The 22,855-nt window shown below is 65.0% G+C and carries 21 protein-coding genes; 8 read left to right on the top strand and 13 right to left on the bottom strand.

The genetic code is table 11. The annotated features are described in order from the left end of the window. Positions 1-3 precede the first annotated feature (3 nt). From brxC to ACW176_RS01460, 4 genes are all read right to left on the bottom strand, one after another. Entirely contained in the window at positions 4-3,423 is a 3,420-nt protein-coding gene (gene brxC / locus ACW176_RS01475; RefSeq protein WP_492110620.1) for a BREX system P-loop protein BrxC, read from the bottom strand. Between the two features lie 32 nt (positions 3,424-3,455). Continuing rightward, complete coding sequence (locus tag ACW176_RS01470) at positions 3,456-3,998, bottom strand: hypothetical protein (protein ID WP_492110619.1); 543 nt, start codon at positions 3,996-3,998, stop codon at positions 3,456-3,458. Continuing rightward, a complete protein-coding gene (locus ACW176_RS01465; RefSeq protein WP_492110618.1) occupies positions 3,991-4,803 on the bottom strand; it encodes a hypothetical protein in 813 nt (270 codons plus the stop codon). Before ACW176_RS01465 ends, ACW176_RS01470 begins: the two co-directional genes overlap by 8 nt. Before the next feature lie 101 nt (positions 4,804-4,904). Further along, on the bottom strand, positions 4,905-7,850 hold the full coding sequence (locus ACW176_RS01460) for a hypothetical protein (RefSeq protein WP_492110617.1): 2,946 nt from the start codon (positions 7,848-7,850) through the stop codon (positions 4,905-4,907). 163 nt (positions 7,851-8,013) lie between these two features. On the opposite strand from ACW176_RS01460, the gene ACW176_RS01455 reads away from it, so the two are divergent. Further along, entirely contained in the window at positions 8,014-9,120 is a 1,107-nt protein-coding gene (locus ACW176_RS01455) for a hypothetical protein (protein WP_492110616.1), read from the top strand. Positions 9,121-9,207: 87 nt separating this feature from the next. Here the strand turns inward: ACW176_RS01455 and ACW176_RS01450 are convergent, their stop codons facing one another. Further along, on the bottom strand, positions 9,208-9,474 hold the full coding sequence (locus ACW176_RS01450) for a hypothetical protein (protein WP_492110615.1): 267 nt from the start codon (positions 9,472-9,474) through the stop codon (positions 9,208-9,210). Positions 9,475-10,380: 906 nt separating this feature from the next. Here ACW176_RS01450 and ACW176_RS01445 point away from each other — a divergent pair. Then, entirely contained in the window at positions 10,381-10,605 is a 225-nt protein-coding gene (locus ACW176_RS01445; protein ID WP_492110614.1) for a hypothetical protein, read from the top strand. 397 nt (positions 10,606-11,002) lie between these two features. Here the strand turns inward: ACW176_RS01445 and ACW176_RS01440 are convergent, their stop codons facing one another. Together ACW176_RS01440 and ACW176_RS01435 are read right to left on the bottom strand one after the other, a co-directional pair. After that, positions 11,003-11,347, bottom strand: coding sequence for a hypothetical protein (locus ACW176_RS01440; protein WP_492110613.1), 345 nt, complete (start codon positions 11,345-11,347; stop codon positions 11,003-11,005). A gap of 33 nt (positions 11,348-11,380) precedes the next feature. After that, positions 11,381-11,503, bottom strand: coding sequence for a hypothetical protein (locus tag ACW176_RS01435; protein ID WP_492110612.1), 123 nt, complete (start codon positions 11,501-11,503; stop codon positions 11,381-11,383). A 140-nt stretch (positions 11,504-11,643) separates the two neighbouring features. On the opposite strand from ACW176_RS01435, the gene ACW176_RS01430 reads away from it, so the two are divergent. The 4 genes from ACW176_RS01430 (at position 11,644) to ACW176_RS01415 (ending at position 14,285) form a co-directional block, all read left to right on the top strand. Beyond that, positions 11,644-11,898 (top strand): hypothetical protein, encoded by a 255-nt coding sequence (locus ACW176_RS01430; protein ID WP_492110611.1) that lies wholly within the window; start codon positions 11,644-11,646, stop codon positions 11,896-11,898. Positions 11,899-11,974: 76 nt separating this feature from the next. After that, positions 11,975-12,601 (top strand): recombinase family protein, encoded by a 627-nt coding sequence (locus ACW176_RS01425; protein ID WP_492111860.1) that lies wholly within the window; start codon positions 11,975-11,977, stop codon positions 12,599-12,601. A 125-nt stretch (positions 12,602-12,726) separates the two neighbouring features. After that, complete coding sequence (locus ACW176_RS01420) at positions 12,727-12,879, top strand: hypothetical protein (RefSeq protein ID WP_492110610.1); 153 nt, start codon at positions 12,727-12,729, stop codon at positions 12,877-12,879. Between the two features lie 194 nt (positions 12,880-13,073). Further along, positions 13,074-14,285 carry an OmpA family protein gene (locus ACW176_RS01415; RefSeq protein ID WP_419318391.1) on the top strand — a complete coding sequence of 404 codons (1,212 nt, stop codon included), beginning with the start codon at positions 13,074-13,076 and terminating at the stop codon, positions 14,283-14,285. Between the two features lie 271 nt (positions 14,286-14,556). Here ACW176_RS01415 and mnmC2 read toward each other — a convergent pair whose 3' ends face one another. The 3 genes from mnmC2 to motA all read right to left on the bottom strand — a co-directional run bounded on the left by mnmC2 (position 14,557) and on the right by motA (position 17,792). Then, on the bottom strand, positions 14,557-16,344 hold the full coding sequence (gene mnmC2 / locus ACW176_RS01410; protein ID WP_492110609.1) for a tRNA (5-methylaminomethyl-2-thiouridine)(34)-methyltransferase MnmC2: 1,788 nt from the start codon (positions 16,342-16,344) through the stop codon (positions 14,557-14,559). Positions 16,345-16,445: 101 nt separating this feature from the next. Beyond that, on the bottom strand, positions 16,446-16,775 hold the full coding sequence (locus ACW176_RS01405) for a hypothetical protein (protein WP_492110608.1): 330 nt from the start codon (positions 16,773-16,775) through the stop codon (positions 16,446-16,448). 147 nt (positions 16,776-16,922) lie between these two features. Then, the gene (gene motA / locus ACW176_RS01400; protein WP_419318385.1) at positions 16,923-17,792 is read right to left on the bottom strand and encodes a flagellar motor stator protein MotA; all 870 of its coding nucleotides are present in this window, start codon (positions 17,790-17,792) and stop codon (positions 16,923-16,925) included. A 121-nt stretch (positions 17,793-17,913) separates the two neighbouring features. Between motA and ACW176_RS01395 the strand changes: the two genes are divergently transcribed. Continuing rightward, complete coding sequence (locus ACW176_RS01395; protein WP_492110607.1) at positions 17,914-19,224, top strand: MFS transporter; 1,311 nt, start codon at positions 17,914-17,916, stop codon at positions 19,222-19,224. 59 nt (positions 19,225-19,283) lie between these two features. Here the strand turns inward: ACW176_RS01395 and fixK are convergent, their stop codons facing one another. Then, the gene (gene fixK / locus ACW176_RS01390) at positions 19,284-19,925 is read right to left on the bottom strand and encodes a transcriptional regulator FixK (protein ID WP_492110606.1); all 642 of its coding nucleotides are present in this window, start codon (positions 19,923-19,925) and stop codon (positions 19,284-19,286) included. Positions 19,926-20,039: 114 nt separating this feature from the next. Between fixK and ACW176_RS01385 the strand changes: the two genes are divergently transcribed. Then, entirely contained in the window at positions 20,040-20,465 is a 426-nt protein-coding gene (locus tag ACW176_RS01385) for a response regulator (RefSeq protein WP_492110605.1), read from the top strand. A gap of 98 nt (positions 20,466-20,563) precedes the next feature. Here the strand turns inward: ACW176_RS01385 and fixJ are convergent, their stop codons facing one another. Next, entirely contained in the window at positions 20,564-21,166 is a 603-nt protein-coding gene (fixJ, locus tag ACW176_RS01380; protein WP_492110604.1) for a response regulator FixJ, read from the bottom strand. A gap of 8 nt (positions 21,167-21,174) precedes the next feature. Beyond that, on the bottom strand, positions 21,175-22,644 hold the full coding sequence (locus ACW176_RS01375) for a PAS domain S-box protein (protein WP_492110603.1): 1,470 nt from the start codon (positions 22,642-22,644) through the stop codon (positions 21,175-21,177). Between the last annotated feature and the right edge of the window lie 211 nt (positions 22,645-22,855).

Genomic DNA, 22,855 nt, shown 5'->3' with positions numbered 1-22,855 from the left:
TTGTTAAATCCTAGGAATGACGGGGCTGCCGTCTTCCAAACCTGCGGCCAGACGCTCGCGGGCCGCCGCCAGCCACTGATCCAGCTCAGTTGTGTTCTTGATCAAACCGCCGGGCAGCCGGACGTTCTTGGACTTGGGTTCCAGCTCCGCCGCTGCCTCGGCCAAAGCATCGGCAATCCGCCCAGGCAGGGCCTTGGTGACGTCTTCCCAAGCATCGAGGCCGCGCCGTCCCAAAGAATCCGCGATCGCTTCCGGGGTGCCCACCTCTGGCCGGTCCAGTTGGCGTAGGCCGCTCTTGGCCCGCAGGTCGAGTCTCTGCTCGGGCGATAGGCGGTTCCACAGTGCGTCGTCATGTAGCCGCGCATCTCCGGCTGACCAGGCTTTCTCCCAAGCTTCCCAAGCGGTGTTCAATCTGGCGCGCAGGGTATCCGCCGCTGATTGGATGATCGGCGCCACGGGGTCAGGCTCGGCCAGCAAAGACCGGCTCGACCGCACGGCGTCTAAGGCGGACGCTTGCTCAGCAGCTCCCAGCCGCACCAACCGTTCCGCGAGGAACCACCGGGGCTGGCGTTGTGCGATTTTGGACTGGGCCGCACGCCAGACTGTGAGGCGTTCGATCAAGGCCGGCGCGCTTTCCGCGAGCCGAACCAACAGGTCCACGCCCGCCGAGGCGCGCAGGATCGCGCCATCCGGCACGGCTTCGGCCGCAGGCGCCGGCGCGTCACCACCGGAACCCCGTGCTGCCGTTTCCAGCGCGGACAGTAGGTCCGCCAATACGTTGATCTCGCTATTGGTCTCGTAGCGGACAAGGGCAGCGTCGAGCAGTTTCCGCACCGCCATCTTCTGCCCGACCGTTGCGACCACGGTCTCGGCGCGGAAGGTCGTCGCCGCCAGCTTCGCGCGCGGCTGATCCGCCGGATCGACTCGCCGCTGGTCATCGCCGGTCGCTCGAACGCGCCCAGCATTGCTCAGCGCCAGCAGCGCGGCGTCGATAGCGTCCTGTGACCAACCGAAGGGCGCGGAGCCAAACTTGTTACGCAGGTCTTTGCCCGAACGTCCTGGCCCCACCTCGGCCAAGAGCGCCTTGGCGACGGGGTGGCTTTCGGGCTCTGCGGCATGATCAACCGCCTTCAGCGCATCTGGCTCTTTGCGCTGCGCCTTCGTGAACGCCGCTCCCCAGTTGGCGTGATCGGCGTCTTCGAACTTGTGGTAAAGTCGAGCTACAGACCGAAGCGCGGCGGTTTTCACCGCATCCGCCGCCAAGCCGGTCACCTCGGTGCCACCGGCTTGCAACACGCGCACCTTGGCCACGGCCGCCGCCGCGATATCCTTGATGGCCTGGGCGGCCTGGCGGTGACGGGTTTCCATCGCCGCTCGCGCTTCACCGGCATCCTCGGTTGATCCAACGCCCTTGGCGGACAGCACAGCCTCGGCGGCTTGGCGCGTTTCCAAGGCCTGGCGCAGCTCGGCGGTGTGCGATTCAGGGATCAACAGGTGGATTGTCGGATCGGTCGTGGGGGCGGACTTGATCGCCGCCTCGGCGGCTCCAAGGTCTTCCGAGTAGCCATTGTGGATTCTGAGAGCGACGCCTTCGGCCGGTGCGGGTTGGTCGGCGGTCAGCCGGTGGATGTCGCGCTTGACCATGGCGCGGCCTTGGTTGACCGACGACGCGCCGGCCAGCGCGGTGTTCAAAGCGCGTTCGATGGCCTCGTTGCGTCCACGCGACACGGCCGCTGGATCGTTGCTCGCACGCCGCTTCTCATCGCGGAACGCGGTTTCCCACTCGGCGCTCGCCTTGGTCTGAAGGCGCCATTCGCCGCCTTCGATCTCCAACACCGCTCCATCCTCGGCCAACTCTTCCAGCAGCTTCGGGATCGTTCCGCGCAGAGCCGGTTCGCCAGCCAGGTCCTCGATCATCAGGTCGGCCAGAACGTCGGGCTTGGCTCGAACGCCGTGGCGCTCCGCCTCGCCGGCAATACGGTTCAGCATGTAGATGAGCATCAAGACGCGGGCCTTGAGCTGGTCACGGTCCGATCCCGCCCGCAGCCTCTCGATGCGTTCGTTGGTCTCCCGCGAGATCAGGTTTCCCTTCACCGCGTCGTCGCTGACCCGCTCATATATAAAGTCTGCCGCAGCGGCGTGACCGAGGGGGCGGTCCGCATACCGCTGGGCGGCCGCAAGCGTGCTGTGAAGCTGGCCGCGCAGGTTGCCCTTCAAGCCCTGCTGGTCGAGTTCGGCGAGGATGGCGTGCCAAACCTTTCGGCGCGACGGCAGCAACGGCCAGTCGGCGACGGCTGAGGCGTCATCATCCACAGTGTGGGCAAAGCGGCTTCCGTGGAGGTGACGACTGATCTCTCCCGCTCGGGCGCTCAGCATGTCGCGAATGCTGCTTTCCGCTTCAGGCTTCTTTCGAAGCACGGTTCTCCGCACCACGGTGTCGATGTCGCTGTCGCCCAGGGCGACGGTGACCGGGAATCGGCCGAGAAGTTTTTGCAGATCGGGGATGTCGTTGAGCGCTTGCTGGCCCGTCGCAACGACGAGCAGCTTGCCGTCGAACGCGCTCGACAGGCTTTCGACGGCCGTCTGAACCTTGAGCGTCTGGCTTGGGTCGTTGTTGATGAACTGCTGGACCTCGTCGAGCACCAGAAGCGTCAACGGCAGAGTCTTGCGGCCGAGCATCAGCGTGCGGCGAGCCAACCGCACGAGATCATCGGGACTGATCGTGCTGGTGGGCTGGAAGCTGTGTTTCAGACGATCGCGGAGTTCCGCTTCGTCTTTGCCCAAGCTAGGTTTGGCCGAAAGCACCGCGTTGGCAAACTTCGACGACAGGATCGCACGCCGGATGTCGGCGTCAAAAGTCTCTCCCAGCGTGGCGCGAACCGCGTCGAGAATTCCTTCATCTTCGAGCCAGAACGCGATCTCGGCTTCACGCACCGTCTCGGGGAGCCCGGCCGCTCTAAGCAGTATCCCGAGCGCAGCGGCTGCCGGATCACCGGCTCCTCCTGGCATAGAGCCGCCAGCGGCGAAGAGGCCGCCATTCCGCTTACCGGCCGCTTTCAGTTCCATCAGCGCGGCTTTAACCGGCTGCGGCAGCTCTTGAACCAAGCCCTCGGCCGTGACGCCGTCGGCGAAAGTGACGTTGGTCCACAGCGCAGCGAGCATCGCCGCCAGGTGGGACTTGCCCGATCCGTAGAAGCCGGAAACCCAGACGGCCGGCGCGGTGCCCTTGCCGACGCCCCCGAGGTAGGATTCTAGGATACGGGTGAGGCCTTCGGCGTAGTGCCCGTCGCAGACGAAGGTCGAGAGTTCGCCCCGCAGCACCTGCTGCATGTCCGGCGGGCTCGGCACCACAAGTTTCGCCACGCCAGCATTAGCCAGGCGGTATTGCGCGGGATCGGTGTGGAAGACGTCTTTGTTCAGCACGAACGCGCCCCTCAGCGTGTGGGTATCGAGCCTCAAGCAGGCTCAGATGGAATCGGAACGGCGTGGTAATTCCAGCCGGGCCGGGCGTCGAGCAGTCGATATCCTGTGCCTTCGTAGCGACCCGCGAAGGAAAGCAGGAGACGACCTCTAATAGAGGGCTCAACCCGGCTTACCACCTTTGAGAGACTCGCCAACCCGAACAAAGCTCCACAACGCCGCACGGCCACGAGGTCATCAGGGCCAGCTACGTCAAGAGCGGTCGTGACCGTGGCCACTACATGATCCTCGAACTCGGGCAACAGCGAATGAAGTTCGTCCGGCTGATGCAACACGGCCTCGCGAAGTTCGTGGGATGCGAGCCATTCGCCGAACAGCGAACCAGCATCAAGACTGGTCCAGCCATGGCCAGCCCTGCGAGTCTCCTGCTCGAACGTCAGCCATTGGCCGGCGACACGAGGCTCTAGGGAGCGATCATACCAGAGCATCCAGACCCGCGCCGAGGGGGGCACGTCCGTGCGCCAGGGCAATTGAACCTGCCGCCGGAAGGCTTTCAGCAGAAAGTCGAAACTATGCAAAGTCAGCCGTCAGCTCGGGCGAAATCTGAAGTTCGAACACGGCGCCGGCGTGACGCACGCGAACCAGGCCTCGCCCCTGCGCCCGGCGAAGCAAACCTAGTCGCTCCTCATGGGATGCGTCCAGCACGGCCATCCACGGCGAGGCTAGAATTGCGGGGCCGCCGAACCCCGCTGCTTGCGCGATATAGGCGGCGAACGCGGCGGCCTCGGGCGTAGCCTCCACCTGCATTCGCCGCTTCACCATCTTGCCAGACAAATGACCGCTTTGCGTCCAGCTCGACGCGCAGTTCTGGGCCAAACTGCGAAGCATGGCTGGACTGAATCGGTCTGGATGGCGCGCGGCCAAAGCATCAGCGACTTCCTTCGTCCCGATCTGCTCTCCAAGGGGCTTACCCAAAACGGCCTGCGCCGTATCTCGCAGAAGGGGGTCGCGGGCCAAGGCGCATAAGAGGGCCAGTAGCGGGCGTGAGCTTGCGTCTATCTCCCACAGCCGGATCATGGCGCGCGTGACGGCAGGCGGCGCCTTGAGTTGGTAAAGCTTGTTTAGATTGGTCAGCGCGCTGATGGCTGCCGAGCTTGTAGCTTTGCCCAACAGGTTCTCACCTAAAGCGACCGCAAGTGCGGCCTGAAGCCCGCGTTCTTGAGCCACGGTCAAGAGCGCGGTCAGTTCGCCTAGCATCATGGTCTTCGACTGATGACCGCCGCCGCCGTGAACCCGCAACCCTGCACTGGCGCACTGGTCCGGATCGCGAGCGTCGAACCATGCTTCGTCGTTAATCGTGGCGGGAGACTGGGTGAAGAGCATTGCGGTTGTAAGCCGCCCAGACCGACAAGCTGTCAACGGTTAGAAACCGGATCCCCGAAAATTCGGACCCCAGACCAAAGGCCACGACACCTTACCGTGTTTCAGTGCCTGGAAGGTCCGGTCTGTTCGTCGCCCGATTGGGACGCCGCTGCCCTGATCAGCCACCGGCGTTGGCGAGAAACCTGGATGCGCAGGTCGTAGCGGACCCGTCCCAATGAGGCACCCGAGAGCAGGCGCCCCAGCAAGCGCGGCGGGATCAGCAACCAGTGCCGGGGATCGCCCTGTCGGCGGAACCCGAGGTTCCGACCCGCCGCTTGGTTGAACTCGTCCACGTGCCGTAGTCCTACGAGATCGTCCCGGCCGCACCAGGCGTTCAACGCCTCAAGGCGCTCATATTCCTCCGGCGAGACGAAGGTCATGGTCTGGGCCACGTCCTGACCGATGTAGGCGTTGCTACCTCGGGCGCGGGCGTGCGTCGTCGTGCCGTCGAGCATGGCGACCTTGTTGCTGATCACCATCACGCCCGGATGCTCGTTCTGGAACGCCTGCACCACCGAGGGCAACTTTCCAGCGCTGATGTTTCGCTGCGTCAGCGCGGTCACGCTATCGCGGGCCATGCTAGTGGCCTCGAACTCGGCCACGAACCACGGCGATCCGATCCTTCCGGCGACGGCAGTTGGAACAGCTTCGGTCGTCAGAACCAAAACGCGCTTGGCCAGACCCTTCCACCAACCGCGCGGCGCCACGCACCATGAGCGACCGATGCTGCTGGCATAGAGGCCGACCTGACTGTCGTCTTCGTCCCCATACTCTCCCGACCATGCCGTCGTGACGAGCGACCAATCCCCCGCCGCCACTCGGGTGATCTCCCGCGCCATCTGGAAATCCACCTCCTGCGAGAAACCGCCTACAACCGGGAACGGGTTGTCCTTGCGGAAGCGCTGATAACTCGACCACAGACCCGCCAGATCACCGCGATTGGCCCCCCAAGTTCTTGGTGCAGCCGCGATAAGGCGACGCACCCAGTCCACCACCTCGGCCCGGTGCATGACGACGAGATCGCTGACCTCGACTTCGTCGTGCACCAGCAAGCCAAGGGTCATACGACGATGGCAGTTGCGAACGTGCACCTTGTTTTCGAACGGCTTAGCCACATCCCAGAAATGGCGATCCCACATTACCCGTGTTGGGGCGTAGTCACTCCACGCATGGGCCACCTGATGGACCGTGAAGAAGACCGGCAGCCTGTCACCGATCTCGCACCACATCGCTGCATGAGCCGCGCGGAAATGGTCGATGACCTTGGGTTGAAGTTGGCTGATGGCCGCCCACACGCTGGGGAAGGACGAGTTCGCCGCCGTCGCCGTGGTGATTTCCCGGCACCCCAGATCGGCCCGCGCTGCCTTGTAGGCTTGGGAGAAACTGGGCAGAACGACCGCACGAAAGGGTCGCCCGCTGGGCACCTTGTTGAAGTCATCGCACTTGGTCTGGGCGGTGACGTAGTCGTTGAAGGCATACATTGACGGCGTGGAGTGGGTGCCCGCCACGGCGGTGTGGATGAATCGATGATCGGCAAATAGCGAAGAGGTTTTACGAATGCCTTCGGGCGCGCTGACCAGGGCGATTTCATGGCCACGCACCGTGGCGCGCATAGCACGGCGTAGATGCCTGAAGACCTGATCTTGGGTGGTAGCCTCGCCTATTGCGGCGCGGAATGGACAGGGCTTGGCAATCGTCGCGGGCGGCGCGACGGGAATCTCGACAACTTCCCATGGCCCTTGGGCCTGCCCGGCTCGGTGAGCGTTGACCCAGAGCTTCATCATCACGCCCAACGGAAGCGGCAAACTTTTAGACCGCAGCGCGTTGTCGGCCCGTCCGTTCAACATAACGGTCCTGTAGCCCTCCTTCATCACCGACGAGGGGGTGCGGTCGCTGGGGTCGTTCTGGAAAAGGGCCCGCCAGCCATCTCGTGAATGCTCCAGCCGAACAAACTTTGGCCAGTCGTTGAACCGAGCAGCCAGGTGAGCCTCGCAGCATTTGAACTCGGCCCCGGTCAGGTGGGCTCTAAACGACGATGCGGTCGATGAGCTGGCCGGTCGGGCGAGGGTGGGCGCGACAACTTTCCGTTCCACGAAAGCGGCGGGCATGAAGAACAGATCGTCGGCGCCCTTGGCGGCGCGCTCGGTCCACTTCTCCCAAAGTGTGACCTGCGGGACGATCTCCCCGGCGGGCACGCCCAGTAGACCCGGTTTTTCGAGTTTCCGCAGTCCGTTGGGCATCCGGCGGTATTGTTCGGGGAAGCGCACCGAGGCGTCGGCGGTTATCCCATCAGGAACGCCGAGAACGCGCAGCACATCGGCGTGCAGGCGACACCAGTGATCGATCAGCCCTGCACGGATCGCGGTCCCGGCTTCATTGAGGCCCGGAAATGCAGCCGCAGCCAGATCGGTGCGGAACGCGACATGGATGTGGACGCCCTTGTTGCCAGAATAGTTCACCGTGATCCCGGCGAAATCGGCGTAGGTCGAGCAGTGCCGGTAGAGATCGCCCATCGGGCAATCGAGTGGGTTTTTCGGCGACCGAACCCACGCCAATTGCTGACCAAGGAACGCAAGATCCTGATCGAACTCGAAGGTGAAAACCTGGATCGGCGCCAAGATCACTCGGTTGCTGGGCGCTTCCCAAACCAGCCGATCTTCGTCGTAAAGATCACGATGCTGAGCGCCGATCCGCAGCGGGTTAGCGAAGTAGGACAACCCGGTGCGGGGGTCACAATCGAATCCAAACTCAGCCGGTCGAGTGGCCACGGCTTCAGCCATCAGGTGGTTGCGGCCCTCGCTGAACTTGCTCACATCCACCGGGACGTAAAGGCCCACGCCGAGGTCGGGGCGAAAAAGGTGCGGGTTTAGGAACTGTTGCGCAAAGGCATTGTCCTGCCGCCGCATCGCGTGACGAAATTGGTTCGCCGCGCGCTTGCCGAGCTTAGGCTCGAAGTAGTCGGTCCAGAGGGCTTCACACTCCTGAACGATGGTTGCCGGGTAGGTCATAGCTTGTCTTTGGGTGAGTCCCCCAACGGCGGCATCCGCAGGGGGACTCTGTCTTCACGCCGCGTGGCGCTGAAGTTGAGAAGATCGCTAAGGCTATCATCAGCTTCGAAGCGACTGATCGCCATGCCGGGCGACCCATTATTCAATTATAGTTAATAGTGCCATGTATGTCGAAATCATTCGACAATGGGAGAGCGGATTGTTTCTCTGGTTCATTTGCACTACACTCGACAAATTCAATGGTATGGAGGGCTGCCTCAGCTTGACGAGCCACTACGCCCCTGAACCCAGCCGCTCCAGTTTTCGTTGGGCCACCGCCGATCTGGTCTACCTCGACAGCTTGGCGCCTGGCCTTATAGGGCGAGTAGTCACCACGTCGCCCCGGCGCCGCCAGGCGATCCTCGCCGTCATCGCCAACCGGGTTAGCCTTCGAGCGCTCAAGACGACGACCGTGGGCACCGATGCGGATCAGGCCTGTGTCCTTCGCCGCGAACGTGCCAATGAAATCCTCACGCACGCCTTTGGCCAACTACCCGAAGGGTTCATGGGGGCTTTGGAGAAGCTCGACGCGGGACCACTGCCCTCTGCGAGTGCTTACGAGAAGCTCCGGCTCATTTTCACCGATCCGAGCGAAAAGGCTCGGGCGCAACTATTGACCCACGCTAAGTCAATCAACGAGCGGAAGCTCGCCGTAGTCGAGGCGCTCGACGCCCGTTGGCGGCTGCACGCTGTTCTCGACCGGATCGACCTCACCGTGGCTGCGCGCGAATTCAATATCGCCATGGCCTTCGTCCAGAGCATCTGCTCGAAGGCGACCGATGAAGTTGTCGTCCAGGCTCTCGCTCGCCTGCCTCCCGACCGATCCCTCGCCGACTTCATCACCCGCCTGATGCGACGGGCTGATCGGTTCCCTAACCAGCCCGTCGCCGCTACCCAAGACTTACGCCCGCTCATGACCGGTGAGGACTTCGTTCGAACAGGGCTGCGGTTGCGAAACTGCCTCCGGGACCGGATCGAGGACGCAGTGACGGGTCGAGCCGCGTTCCTGGAATTCCGGGGCCAGGCGGTCTTGGAACTTCGGCCACTGGCGGGTGAATTCGGCTGGTTCCTCGAAGATGTGCACATTGCTGGCAACGCCTTCGTTCCGCCGGAGCTTCGGCGGGCGGCCGAAGCCGCCTGCCTGCAAGCGGGTGTGCATCATGTTGATCGTCACGCCGGAATCGGTGACCTGTTTCGCTGGCGCCTCCTGCAAGGCCATGTGGCGGCCTAACTGTTCAAGGTAGGCAACCGAGCGTCGCAGACGATGTGCGCGTAATGGCCAAGCCCATGTCGGTGAGGAATCGAGCCGTTCGACGCATCAGTCGCCGTAGCCCACGTCATCGTAGTTGTAGACCGCCAGGTTCTCGTCTTCGGCTTTCCAAGGTCGGATCGTCACCAGATAGCCCAAGCGAGCAACTTTATAGCGCCCTGGGTATCGGATCTCATCGACGTAGGGGAGATAGGCGAGATTCAGGTCAAAGTCTGTCCAGATGTGCTCGTCGCTCATCTGCTCGAGAAATGCGGCATCAAGCGGTTCGTCTGGGGTAAAATAAAGGGTTCCGTCACGGGGATTGGTGAAGGGCATGAAGGCTTTCGCCCACTCCGCCTCCGTGATCGCGCGCCCCTGTGCGCGACGCGAGTGGTGTTCTCCGGAGGCTATCAGATCCTTGAGGCCGCACGCGGTGTAGACGGGCCGAGGCGTCCTTCTTGCAGCTCGCTTTGCGGCGCACCGTGCCCGCCAGTCTGGATCCGAGGATTCCGCTTTAATTTTCCTAAGAATTTCGCACACGTCTATGGGATCGGTAGTAGATGACATTGTCGGTAGTCCTTAATGGTTTGATTAAAATGGTCTTTTAGGGCGCGAAATGCTTGCGACCTGGACTTAGGTTAACGGAGTGGATCCACGAAAAGCGATATGTTTCTGCGCCTCGTTCACCATCCGTCGATAGTGTGGTTCCCGTCCCCAGGCACGCGGTGGCGTGGCCGAGAAGGGGCGTAAAGGTCTTCAAAATGCACCTGTCTGTTGCCCCGCTAAAATGAGCGGGAGGTTGGGAAATCGTTGGTTTTAAAATCGGCTTTGCGGCCGTGGGGCGGGCCTGCCCGTCTCTCGACCTGACCCCAGAATACCGCACCTGCGTCCCGAGAATCATTATTCGCGTGGGGGGTGCGACCAAGTTTTTCAGCGGCGGTTGGTGGGGCTACCGGGGAGCTAAATAGTTCGACCGGTCCGCATTGGGCTGATCGGCTTTCCGACCCCGAGGACGTTCGTGTTCGATTTCTACCCAGAGTTCCTGCGTCGCAGATTGACTGCCAGCCAGCGCCACTTCTCCACCTACTGGTGCTCTCGGGCACCCAACTACCTCGCCCTTGGTGGCGGCCTTTCAACCGACGCCAAGCTATCCGTCTTTCGGAAGCTGATAGCCCACCGTCGATGGCTGCTGGCCGCCCAAGTTGGCTGGCTGGTGCTGTTTGGCGAGCCGAGAGCGCGAGCATGAACAAGCCGTCCTCGCCGGGCACGTTTGCCGCCCCCTACCGCATCGAGATCGCCGTCAACTTTGACGACCGTGATGACGACTATCGTCGGATTGTCGCCGAACAATGGTGCTGCCATCGCACACGGGGACGTTGGTTCCGCCGCGTGTTGACCGAGCGCGGCATCGTGGTGTTCGAGTTCGAGGACGAGGTCGAGGCGACGCTGTTCAGGGTGTTCCACTGACCCGTGCACGACCGTGCGACGGCCAGGTTCGCCACCACATTTGCGCGCCCGACACTGGGGTGATGATCGAACGGGGGTGTGGGTGGGAGTGCGATTTCCCCTTCACATGTCTCTCCCCTTTATAGACTCCATAAGGAAGTAGACATCCGTAGGGGTTTTCCCGTGACGGCGGGCGCGCAGCCAGGCGCGCAACCGTTCCTGCAAATCTCCCCCGAATGTCTCGTCGTTGGCACCGAGAAAGCCGTGACGTCACCAGCGTGATGATCGGTGGGCGCGAGGCGCGCGTGACAGAACCAGATGCTTTCCAACACGCGATTCAGGGCACCCCGGATCGAGGCCACGCAACGAGTTCTGTCCGGACTTTACAGGCAGGGTTTTGTCACGCGGCCGGAAGCGACTAGGCGTCGAGTTCCAAGACGCCTGATGTCCACGCCATGCCATGGGACTTCCCCCGCTGGTCCCAAGGCACGCCCTTGGCCGCCAACGTGCTCTGGATGGTGAAAGAGCAGCGGACTCGCCCGGCTTCCTCTTCCTCCCCTTCGATGGGACGCACATCAATGATCGTGCCGCCGAAGTAGGAGGGTTGAGACTTCACACCGTGTAGCAGCACCTGACCACCCTGGAGGGCCTCGATCTCGGAAGGCGATAGAAGCCAAGCTTCGCTCAGGAAGATGGCCTCCTTCTTATCCACGACGTGTAGGCCGTCGCCTTGCTTGCAGATCAGGTGGATCTTCGAGGGCATCGGTTAGCGTCCCATGGTGCGTGGATCTATCGGTCAGTAGTAGCCGTGGACAGCAGCGGTGACGATCAACACCATCATGGTGATGAACAGCCCCACGCAGGCCCAACCGAGCCATGTCAGCGAGTTGCGCACTCCACCGCGTCGTTGCTTCAGCATCACCAGCCCCCTTCACCCGTGGCCACCGTAGCCGGCCGCCACCTGGTCGCCAACAGGGCGGCCTTACCCATACGACCGATCCTGACGGAGCTTGGCCGCAGATGTTCGACCTTGGTAGGATTAGGTCGTTGGGGGACGCCATGGCCAAGAACGACGACTATGAATGGGTTGAGGTCGAGAGCTTCATCCCGGGCAAGACTGGTGCTGCCCACATCCGGCCCGTGCCTGGCCAACGACACGCAACCACACTGCGCGTCGAATGCTCCAAGGCCCTGAGCCGCAACTACCCGGTCGGCACCCGCTTCCGCATCAGAGCGAAGCTGACCGACATGCAGGGCACACCGTTCCTCTACTCGTCCTGGCAGTGGGCCTACGAGGTCGTGTCGGCGGCTTAGCCCAGCGCGGTCTGCTTGACCCGCCGCCGATCCATGAGAGTCTTCGCGTCCAGCACCACCAACCCGGAGGCCAGACCTGAAGCGCGCCGCTCTCTATGTCCGGGTCAGCACGGACCAGCAGACCGTTGAGAACCAACTGGTCGTCCTGCGCGAGGTCGCCGCGCGATCCGGCTGGACCATCGTCCAGACCTTCGCCGACGAGGGCATCTCGGGCGCCAAAGGCAGGGATCGGCGGCCGGGCTTCGACAGCCTCCTGAAGGCCGTGGCACGGCGAGAGGTGGACATTGTGGCGGCGTGGTCAGTTGATCGTCTTGGGCGCTCCCTGAGCGATCTGGTGGCCTTCCTGAGTGATGTGCGTGGCCAGGGCTGCGACCTCTATCTGCATCAGCAGGCCATCGACACGAGCACGCCGTCCGGACGCATGCTCTTCCAGATGTTGGGCGTGTTCGCCGAGTTCGAGCGGGCGATCATCACGAGCAGAATCGTCGCCGGGCAGGTCCGTGCAAAAGCCAAAGGCGTGAAGTTTGGCCGTCCGCCGGTGGCACCGATCCGTATCGACAAGGTCCGCAAAGCCCTCGCCGAGGGCCAGTCGATCCGGGCGGTCGCCAAATCTACCGGCGTGTCCACGGCCACGGTCATGCGGACGAAACGGTCCATGCAGACGGTCGAGGAGGACCGTGGTGAGACCGTCGCGACGGCGTGATCCAAATTTAACGGCCGTTAAATCGGCGCTGTGACCATGGCGCCGACCCCAACATCGTTGACCTCGACCCAGACAGATCGGCAGCCTGGCGGCCAATCCCGCACCTGAGTCTAAGAGGTCCAAACATGGCCGACGACGCCATCATCAACGCTGCCGCAGAGACGGTGGAGGACGGTCAAACGGAACCGTTGGGCGACCGTGAAAACACCCACCTTATCGGCCCTGTCGCGTCCACCATTCCCTTCCTAAATTTCTTCCTCCGGGACGCCTCAGCTTGAGGCGTTCCAGTCGACGCGTTTGAACTGGGCAGCGGCCTCCGCTCGCTCCGCTCCGCGTTGATGTTCCGGGGGCGGATGCTTCGGTTTCTCGAAATGTGGCCATTAGGACACATACGAAATCCCCGCTGCTGCGTTTGTCCTGTCGGGTCAGCCTCCGGGTCGGCCCCATGACAATTCCAGCGAGGGTGCAAACCATGAGATTCCAATTGTTGGCCGGCGTCGCGGTGGTCGCGCTTTGCGCCGCCACGAGCGCGTCAGCCCAAAGCGCGACGAGCGGTTGGTACGTTGCCGGCGACGCCGGCTACCACATGCCGAACGACGTCAAGGCGACGTCGTCCAAGGGTTACAACTGGGACTTCTCCCAGAAGGAAGACTGGGCGGCCTTTGGTCGTCTGGGCTACAAGTTCACCCCCAACTGGCGCGTTGAAGCCGAGTACGGCTATCGCGGCGCCGATATCGACGGCGTTCGTGGTTCGGGACTTTCCGGCGCTCAGCCGATCGGTCTCTGCACCGCCGGCCCGATCCGCACCGCGGCGTCGCCCGCCTGCGGCGAGCCGAACGGCGAGATGAAGGCCACCACCCTGATGGCCAATGTCATCTATGACTTCATGCCCGAGTCGAGCCTCCATCCGTTCATCGGCGCCGGCGCCGGTGCGGCCTGGGTGCACAACAAGGTCTATGGTCAGCTGAGCGGCGTTCCGGCCGGCGGCGCGCCGTTCCAGAATGTCAGCTTCGACGACGTTGATCAGGCCTTCGCCTATCAGGGTCTGCTAGGCCTGGCCTGGGACTTCGCCCCCAACTGGAGCATGGACCTGACCGGCCGCTATCTGGCCACCAAGGACCTCAAGTGGGGTCAGGTGACGCAGAACGCCGGTCCGGGCGTCGGTTCGATCACCGACACGGGCATCTATGAAGGCAAGTACAAGGACACCTCGGTGACCTTGGGCGTGCGCTACACCTTCGGCGCCCCGCCGGCCCCGCCGGCTCCTCCGCCCCCGCCCCCGATGGCTCCCCCGGCTCCCCCGCCCGAGCCGCCGGCTCCTCCGCCCCCGCCGCCGGCTCCGGTCTATGAAGCCCGCGAGTTCATGGTCTACTTCCCGTTCGATCAGTACGTGCTGACGCCGGAAGCCCAGGCTGTGGTCCAGCAGGCGGCTGACTATGCCCGGAACGGTTCGGCCACCAAGCTGACGATCACCGGTCACACCGATACGTCGGGTTCGGATCGCTACAACGCCCGTCTGTCGGAACGCCGCGCCAAGGCCGTCGCCGATGGCCTGGTGGGTCTGGGCGTCGTCGCCACGACCCTGGCCGTCGACTGGAAGGGCGAAAGCGCTCCGGCCGTCGCCACCGGTGATGGTGTGAAGGAACCTCTGAACCGTCGTTCGACGATCTCGATCAACTTCTAGGATCGACGTCAGACAATAGGACTGGGGCTCGACCGAAAGGTCGGGCCCTTTTTCTTTGGTGGCAGACCCAAACGAAAGACGCTCCCGATGGGGCGTCGGGAGCGTCGCCGTCGGCAGCCTGGAGGGCTAACAAGCCGCCGGCATGGGCCAACTGGGGGGAGTCGGCCGCATGTCCTGGGGCGCCGTTTCAGAGGCGGACGCCCTTCATCAGCACGAACTGGGCCGACAAAAGCTCGATCACGCAGACCCAAGGGTCCAATTCCGAGCTCCACTATAGGCCGGCTCTCGCCCTGGGCGAGTCAAAACGCTCCGGTTCGACCAACCGCGACAATTCGCGCGGGAGGGGCGATGGCGCGCCGATTGCCGCAGCCACAATATGCTCGGCCAGCAAGGGGGCCAGACAGAACCCTCGTGCGCCCAGGCCGCCCAGGACGAACAGTCCGTCGGACAAGCGACCCGCCAGCGGCAGGTGGTCGGCCGTGGTCACGCGCGTTGCGGCGCGTCCTGACAGCGGCGCCCCATCCAGCCGGGCGGCCAGCGCCGGCAGGCCCTTGGCCAGGGTCTCGAGATTGCGCAGGTGATCCTCGGGCCGCTCGTCTGTGTCCAGCACGTCGCGGTCATGGGTGGCCCCGAACAGCACGCCCTCCCGGGTGGGTATGGCATAGCCGCCGAACGCCGCCGGAGCCTGGCTGTGGCCCCCGGCCAGGGGCGTCCAGCTGGCCTGGCCGCGCACGGGGCGATGGCGCAGGCCGGGCAAAAGGCCGCCCAGCCCGGCGCCAGCCGCGACCACGACCAGGTCGGCGCGCAGGATCTCGGCCCCCTCGGCATCCAGCAGGCGCCAGCCGTCGGCGTCGCGAACCACGGTCTGCACCCGCGCGGCGAGGGTCTGGCCCCGCCAGGCGTCCAGGATCACGCGGGGTTCGACCACAAGGGCCTTCGCCATGGCCAGGGCGGCGCCGGCGGGTTCGCCCAGACGCTCGGACGCCGAGGCCAGCAGGGTCATCGATCCAGGCTCGAAGATCTCCTGCCCCGCGATGACGGCGAAGCGGTCGGCGACCTGCTGGGTCTGGGCCAGTTGCAGCACGCCGCGCGCGATCACCGCGCCGGGCAGGTCTTCATACAGCTGGACCGCGCGGGCGAAGGCCTGGGCGGGGAATGCGGCGCGCGGGCCGCCGCCGGCGTCGAGAGCGGGGGTGACGAGGGCGGCGGGGTTGCCCGAGGCCGGCGCTTCGCCGGCGTCGACGATCGTGGGAACCAGGCCTTGCGATGCGGCCGCGCGGGCCAGGGCGGCGGCGGCGATCCCGCCGCCGATGATCGCCAGGCTGGTGGGGCGGGGCGGAGCGGGCGGCTCGCTTGGCAGCCAGGCCTCCAGCCGATCCTTCTTGCGGCCAAAGCCGGGGCGCTTGGCGATCTCGAAGCCGGCCGCCTGCAGGCCCCGGCGCACAGCGCCGGCCACGGTGAAGGTGGCGGCCCGCGCGCCGGGGGCCGAGCGGGCGGCGACGGCGGCCAGGATGTCCTCGCTCCACATCGCCGGATTGAGGGCCGGCGAAAAGCCGTCCAGGAACCAGGCGTCGGCGGCGCCGTCCCAGCCGTCCAGCGCCTGGCGCACGTCCATGACCGCCAGATCCAGGGTGGCGCGGAAGCCCGGCAGGTCCACGCGGTGAAAGCCCCGCGCCTGGCCCGGCCAGTGGTCGAGCAGGACCTGGGCGGCCTCGCCCAGCTCGGGCCAGACGGCCAGGGCGCGGGCGGCGTCTTCGCGGGAGATCGGATGGGCCTCGATCGAGAAGATGTGCAGCCGCGCCTGGGCAGGGGCTTCACGCCGCCACAGATCCAGCAGGGCGGCGATGTTGAGGCCCGTGCCAAAGCCCAGTTCGCCGACGACCAGCCGGTCACGCCCCGCGAAGCTTTCCGGCATGCCGCAGCCGGTCAGGAACACGGCCCGGGTCTCGGCCAGACCATCGGCGCTGGAGAAATAGACATCGCCATAGAGCCGCGAGCGCGGCAGGCCGTCGTCGTTCCAGACGAGGGGCGAGGCGTCTTGCGGGGCGGGGTCGATCATGGCGCGTTAGAGCCGCCCCGGCCGTGAGCCTGTCAAGACGCCCACGAAAAAGGGGCCGCCCGGTCAGGCGGCCCCTTCGATCGGCAGGCTCAGAAAGGCGCTTAGTGGGCGGCCTTTTTCTCTTCAGGCGCATGGGCCGGTTCCTTGGCCGCGGAGGCCGGGGCCTCGGCGGCGGTCGCGCCCGTGGCGGCGACCGTGTCATCCTCGGTCATCGGCGCGGCGGCGGCGTCGGCGGCGGCCTTGTTGGCGTCGGCGGCGGCCTGGTCCTTGGCGGTGGCGGCGTCGGTCACCGTGCTGGCGCCGGCAGCGGCAGCCTCGGCGGCGGCGGTTGAGGCCTCGCCGCCCTCTTCCTTCTTGCCGCAGGCGGCGAGCGAGAGGGCCGATGCGGCCACGCTGGCGATCAGGAGCGTGCGAAGAACGGTGGTGCTCATGGGAAATCCCTTGCGGCTGTTGGTCAGGCGGGTCGCGCGCGCTTGTGCGCTAGGTCTGTCCGTCGAAGGGAATACCGGTTCGAACGGGCGCGCAAGCGTGACTTCACGCGGCCGTGATTACTTCGATGACAGACTCGATACGTCCGATCAGGCTTCGTTGGGGATCTGCGCCAGGGCCTCTTCCAGCTCCAGGAAGCTGGGCTGGGCGGTGCTGGGCACGTTGCCGCGGCCGATTTCGACCGAGATCTGGGCGGCGTTGCCGTGCAGGTGGGCGACCAGGACGGCCTGGATGATCCTGTAGAAGGCCGCGTCCTCGTCGATCACACCCGCCAGGCGGGTGGCCATCGGGCCGACCAGGCCATAGGCCATGAACACGCCCATGAAGGTGCCGACCAGCGCGCCGCCGATCATGCCGCCCAGAACGGCCGGCGGCTCGGTGATCGAGCCCATGGTCTTGATGACGCCCAGCACGGCGGCGACGATGCCCAGAGCCGGAAGGCCGTCCGAAAGATTGGTCAGGGCGTGGGCCGGGCCGTGGGCTTCGTGATGGTGCTTTTCGAGCTGCTTCTCCATCGCGTCTTCGACCTGGTGGGGATCTTCCAGGTTCATGGTCATCATCCGCAGGGTGTCGCAGATGAAGTCGACGGCGAAGTGGTCCTTGGCGATCTTTGGATAGCGCGAAAAGATCGAGCTTTCGTGCGGCTTTTCGATGTGGCTTTCCAGGGCGATCACGCCCTTGGATTTCATCGTCTTAGTCAGCAGGAACAGCAGGGCCAGAAGGTCGCGATAGTCGGAGGCTTTCCACTTGGGACCGCCGAAGATCTTGCCGAAGGCTGGGCCCGTGCCCTTGATCACCGTCATCGAGTTGGCGATCAGGTAGGCGGCGACGCCGGCCCCGCCGATGGCCATCAGTTCGTGTGGAGCGGCGTGAAGGATCACGTCCATCTTGCCGCCCGAGATCAGGTAGCTGCCAAACACCAGGGCGAAGAGCAGGACGATGCCGATGATCTGGAACATGACGGAAGACCGACCCCGAGAATTGATGCGGCATCATCGCGGTTAATGATTAAGCCAAGGTTCCCGCGGGCGGGCCCGTGGTCAGTTGCACGCCGGTGGCGAGCAGCCTAACAGTCGTTTGATGTCTACCGCCGAACAAGAAACCCGAAGCAACCGGGGCGCTTTCGCGATCCTCTTCGGCGTGTCCGTGGTTTCGGCCATGGGCAACAGCGGCATGTGGTCGGTGTTGCCGGCCATCGGGCGGGAGATCGGCATTCCCGATGTGCTGGTGGCGGCGATCTTCTCGCTGTCGGCCGTCCTGTGGGCGATCAGCTCGCCGTTCTGGGCCCGGCAGTCGGACCTGCATGGCCGCAAGCCCCTGATCCTGCTGGGTCTGGTCGGCTTCTGCGTCTCCATGACCCTCTGCGCCATCGTGGTCAGCGCCGGCCTGCATCACATGGTCGCGCCCATGGTGATCTTTGTTCTGTTCCTGATGGCGCGGGCCTTGTTTGGTCTGTTCGGCTCGGCGTCCAATCCCGCCACCCAGGCCTACATGGCTGAGCGCACCAGTCGCGAGGAGCGCACCCAGAGCATGGCCACCCTGGCCGGGGCCTTTGGCCTGGGCACGGTGGTCGGGCCGCTGCTGGCGCCGCTGTTCGTCCTGCCGGTGGTGGGACTGGCGGGGCCGATGTTCGCCTTCGCCATCCTGGCCGGGATCATGGTGGTCGTCGTCCAGCGCGGTCTGCCCGAAACCTTCAAGCCCGGTCACGGCGAAGCGCCACCGCGCAGGGGCTTTGGCCTTTCGTTCAAGGGCGAGGGGGCGGCCCTGTGGAAGGATCCGCGCCTCAAGCCCTTCCTGATCTATGGCTTCCTGGTCGCCTCGTGCCAGACCGCCCAGTCCCAGACCCTGGGCTTCCTGATCATCGACAAGCTGCAACTGCCGCCCATGCAGGCCCAGGGCTATATCACCCTGGCCATGGCGGCCGGGGCGGTCGCCGGACTGCTGGCTCAATGGGGCCTAATCCGGATGTTCGCCATGCGGCCGCGCGACCTGATGCGCTGGGGCGTGGCGGCGGCGGCGGTGGGCAATGTGATCGTGGCTTTCGCGCCGGACTACGCCGCCGTGGCCATCGGGTTCGCCATCGCCAATCTGGGCTACGGTTTCGCCCGGCCGGGCTTTACGGCCGGGGCCTCGCTGTCGGTTGGCGCCAAGGACCAGGCCGGCGCCGCCGGGGCGATCGCCGCGATCAACGGGCTCAACGTCGTGTTCGGTCCGCTGTTTGTGATGCTGTACCGCTGGATCGGCTGGGGGCCGTTCGTGCTCAATGCGGTCATACTGCTGGGCCTGCTGGTCTATGCCCTGCGCCAGGCGGCCTTGCGCAAAGTCAGCGACGCCGATCCGCAGGAAGAGGCCACCCTGGCCAGCCTGGAACGCAGCGACGAAGGCAGCTGAAGCATTTTCGAGCGAAGTGGGTTCCGGTTCGCGTGAAGAAAATGCGTCAAAACAAAAGCCTAGCTCGCCAGCCGCCGCAAGGCCACGCCATCGCGCAGTACGATGTGGCGCGTGGTCGGGATGGCGATGACGCCATCGCCCTGCAACTGGGTCAGGGTGCGCGACACCGTCTCGATGGTCAGGCCCAGATAGTCGGCCATGTCCTGACGCGACATCGGGATGTCCAGCTCATCACCGCCGGTGCGATTGGCCAGATCGACCAGCAGGCCGACCACCCGTTCGCGCGCTGACTTGCGGCCCAGCATCAAGACGTGGTCCTGACTGCGTTGCAGGCCCTCGACGGTCAGGCGAAACAGCACCCGGGCCACCTCAGGCCGCTGAGCGGCCAGTTGGCTGAGCGCGCCGCGCCGCACCATCCGCACCGTGGTTTCGGTCATGGCCTCGGCGGCTACCCGGTGCAGGTCGCCGGCCTCGAGGCCGAAATAGTCGCCGGCGAAGTGGAACTCGTCGATCTGCCGCCGTCCATCGCGCAGGGTCCGGCAGGTGCGAACCGAGCCGGAAATGACCTGATAGACATGGTCTGCCATCTCGCCCTCGCCGAAGATCTCCTCATCGCGCGCATGGCGAAGGCAGGGGCCGGTGAAGCCGAACGGGGCGGAGGTCGGAGCCGGGGTTGTGGACTGGGGAAGCGGAGAGAGCATGTGGCGGTCCCTTGTTAGGTGTCGTTCTGGAACGCGCGAGACGCAGGGTAAATTCGGGTGCGACGCCTAAGGGACGCTACTTAAGCGCGCCTGCGGAGCGTCTCTGGGCCCAGCTTGAGCTCGATCAAGGCAAAGCCCGAGCGGGCGTGCGCCTATGGCGTCATGTGCGGTGTTTCCAACGCCCTGGATGGCGAGCGCGCCCGGCGCCCCCTGATTGTGGTTCTCGATGAAGACGAGGCCCTGAGAGAGGCCCTGCGCTTTTCACTGGAGACCGAGGGCTATCGGGTCAGCGTCTTTGGCGCGGCCCAGGCGCTGCTGGCTTGCTGGAGCCGTCTGGACGCCGCCTGTTTCGTGCTGGACGAGCCAGCCTGCGACGCGCGCCTGCGCGATCTGGTGCTCCGGCGACGCCAGCCGGTGGTCCTGATGTCGGGGGGGCGGACGCGCCGCCAGCCGGCCTGGGCCAAGGTCCGGATCGTGGAAAAGCCGCTGATGACCGACGCGCTCAGCCGCCAGATCGCTGCGGCGCTTGCGGTCGGCTAGAGCATTTTCCGATCCAACTGGATCGGTGAAACGCTCTAGTCTTTTGTTTTAACGCATTTTCTGTCGACGAACCGGCGTCCGCTTCATCGGAAAATGCTCTAACCCCGAGCCGCCAGTGTCATCCGCACCAGGGCGGCCAGGTTGTCGGCGTGCATCTTGGTCATCAGCTTGGCGCGATAGATCTCGACGGTGCGGGGACTGATCCCCAGCTCACGGGCGATGACCTTGTTGGGGTGGCCGGCGACGACGCCGTCCAGCACCTGACGTTCGCGCTCCGACAGGGTTTCCAGACGGTGCAGGATCTCGGCCTGATCGTCCGATATGGACGGCGATTCCAGGGCGTTCATGGCCCGCTTCAGGGCGTCCAGGATGCGGCTTTCCGAGAACGGCTTTTCGATGAAGTCGACCACGCCCGAGCGCATGGCCTCGACCGCCATGGGGATGTCGCCGTGGCCTGTGATCATGATCACCGGCATGCGCGCATTCAGCGCCGCCAGCCGGGCGACCAGCTCCTGACCGCTCATTTCGGGCATGCGCACGTCGGTGATCACGCAGCCGGGCCTGGCGGTGGGCAGGGCGTCCAGGAAGGCCGGCGCGCTGGCATAGGCGACCACCTGGAAGTCGGCGGACTCCAGCAGGAAGGCCAGGGACTCCCGGGCGCTTTCGTCGTCATCGACCACGTAAACAGTGGCTTCAATCATGGGGGGCGTCAGTCATGGATGTCGTCCTCCTGGTCGGCCGGTGGCAGGGTGAAACGGAAGATGGTTCCGCCGCCCGGATTGGGCTCGGCCCAGATCCGCCCGCCGTGCGCCTCAATGATCGAGCGCGAGATGGAAAGCCCAACGCCCATACCCTGTGGCTTGGTGGTCATGAAAGGCTGGAAAAGCTTTTCGCGCACCGCGTCGGTGATTCCGACGCCGCTGTCGGCGACGCTGACCCGGGCCCAGCCCTCCTCGGTCAGGTCGCTGGCGATGACCAGTTCGCGGCGCGGCAGGCTTTCCATGGCGTCGATGCCGTTGCGGATCAGGTTCAGCAGCACCTGCTGGATCTGCACCCGGTCGGCGAACACCTGATCGGCCTGGGCATCCAGCGAAAGGCGCACATCGACCTGACGTTCCTTTTCGCCGATCAGGGCCAGGGCGCTGGCCTCCTCGACCAGCTTGGACAGGCTCTCGACCTCGCGCTCGCTGGCGCCGCGCCGGACGAAGTCGCGCATCTTGTGGATCACATCGCCGGCGCGCAGGGCCTGGGCGGCGGCGCGGTCGATGGCGTCGCGCACCTTGGCCTGATCGGCGGGGCGGCCGCGATCCATCAGCCGGCGCGAACCGGTCAGCAGGTTGGCGATGGCCGATAGCGGCTGGTTCAGCTCGTGGGCCAGGGCCGAGGCCATTTCGCCCACCGCCGTCAGGCGCGAGACGTGGACCAGCTCATTCTGCAGCTCCTGCAGGCGGGTCTCGGTCTGCTGGCGATCGGTCAGGTCGCGGATGAAGCCCGTAAAGGATGGGCGGGCGCCCTTGGTCTCGCCGACCGCCAGTTCCATCGGAAAGGTCGAGCCGTCCCTGCGCTCGCCCACCACCACGCGACCCACACCGATGATCCGCTTCTCGCCGGTCTGGGTGTAGCGGTGCAGAAAGCCATTGTGGGCCTGACGGTGAGGGCCCGGCATCAGCAGGTTGACGTTCTGGCCGATGGCCTCGGCGGCCGTCCAGCCGAACAGGCGCTCGGCGGCGGGGCTGAACGAGGTCATCATCCCCTCACGGTCGATCACCACCACGGCGTCGGGTACGGTGTCGAGGATCGACTGCAGATGGGCGTTGGTCGCCGCCGCCCGCCGCCGCGCCGCATGGAACCAGCCGCCGCCGATGGCCATGCCCATGCCGACAATCAGGAAGATCACGCTGCTCAGCGCTCCGACCAGGGTCGGTGCGTCGTCCTGGGTCACCAACCCGACCGCCACGCTGGCGCAGACCGTGGCGAACAGGCCGCAGATCAGTCCGCCCAGGGCCGCGCTGACCAGGACGGCGGGAATGAACAGTAGGAAGGACGAGGCCGCCGTGAACGCCTCGCCCAGCGATAGCCGCAGCACCAGGGTCGCCGCGATCGCCACGGCGGCCACGATATAGGGGCCGGGGCGCGGGTCGCTGAACAGGGGGTAGGGGGTCGGCCGGACCGCCTTCATGTCATGTCTCTGTCGCGCGGGAAGCGCCTTTGGTCCTTATAGCCGAGGGGCGGATCTTCGCGAGGCGTCATCGCCAGCCGGCCGCTCCGGCCTTTGATCGAGGTCAAGGCGTGCGGCCCGCGCTCCGGCGACCTTAGCGATTTCAGGAAAGGGAGAGCCTTCATGTCGGACGGACAAATCGCATATCTTTCACTGGTCGTCGTCGCCTTCA

This window comes from Caulobacter sp. FV1ye13L (assembly GCF_058681155.1).
The sequence above is the reverse complement of the archived record's forward strand: the minus strand, read 5'-3'. Positions and strand labels throughout refer to the sequence as shown.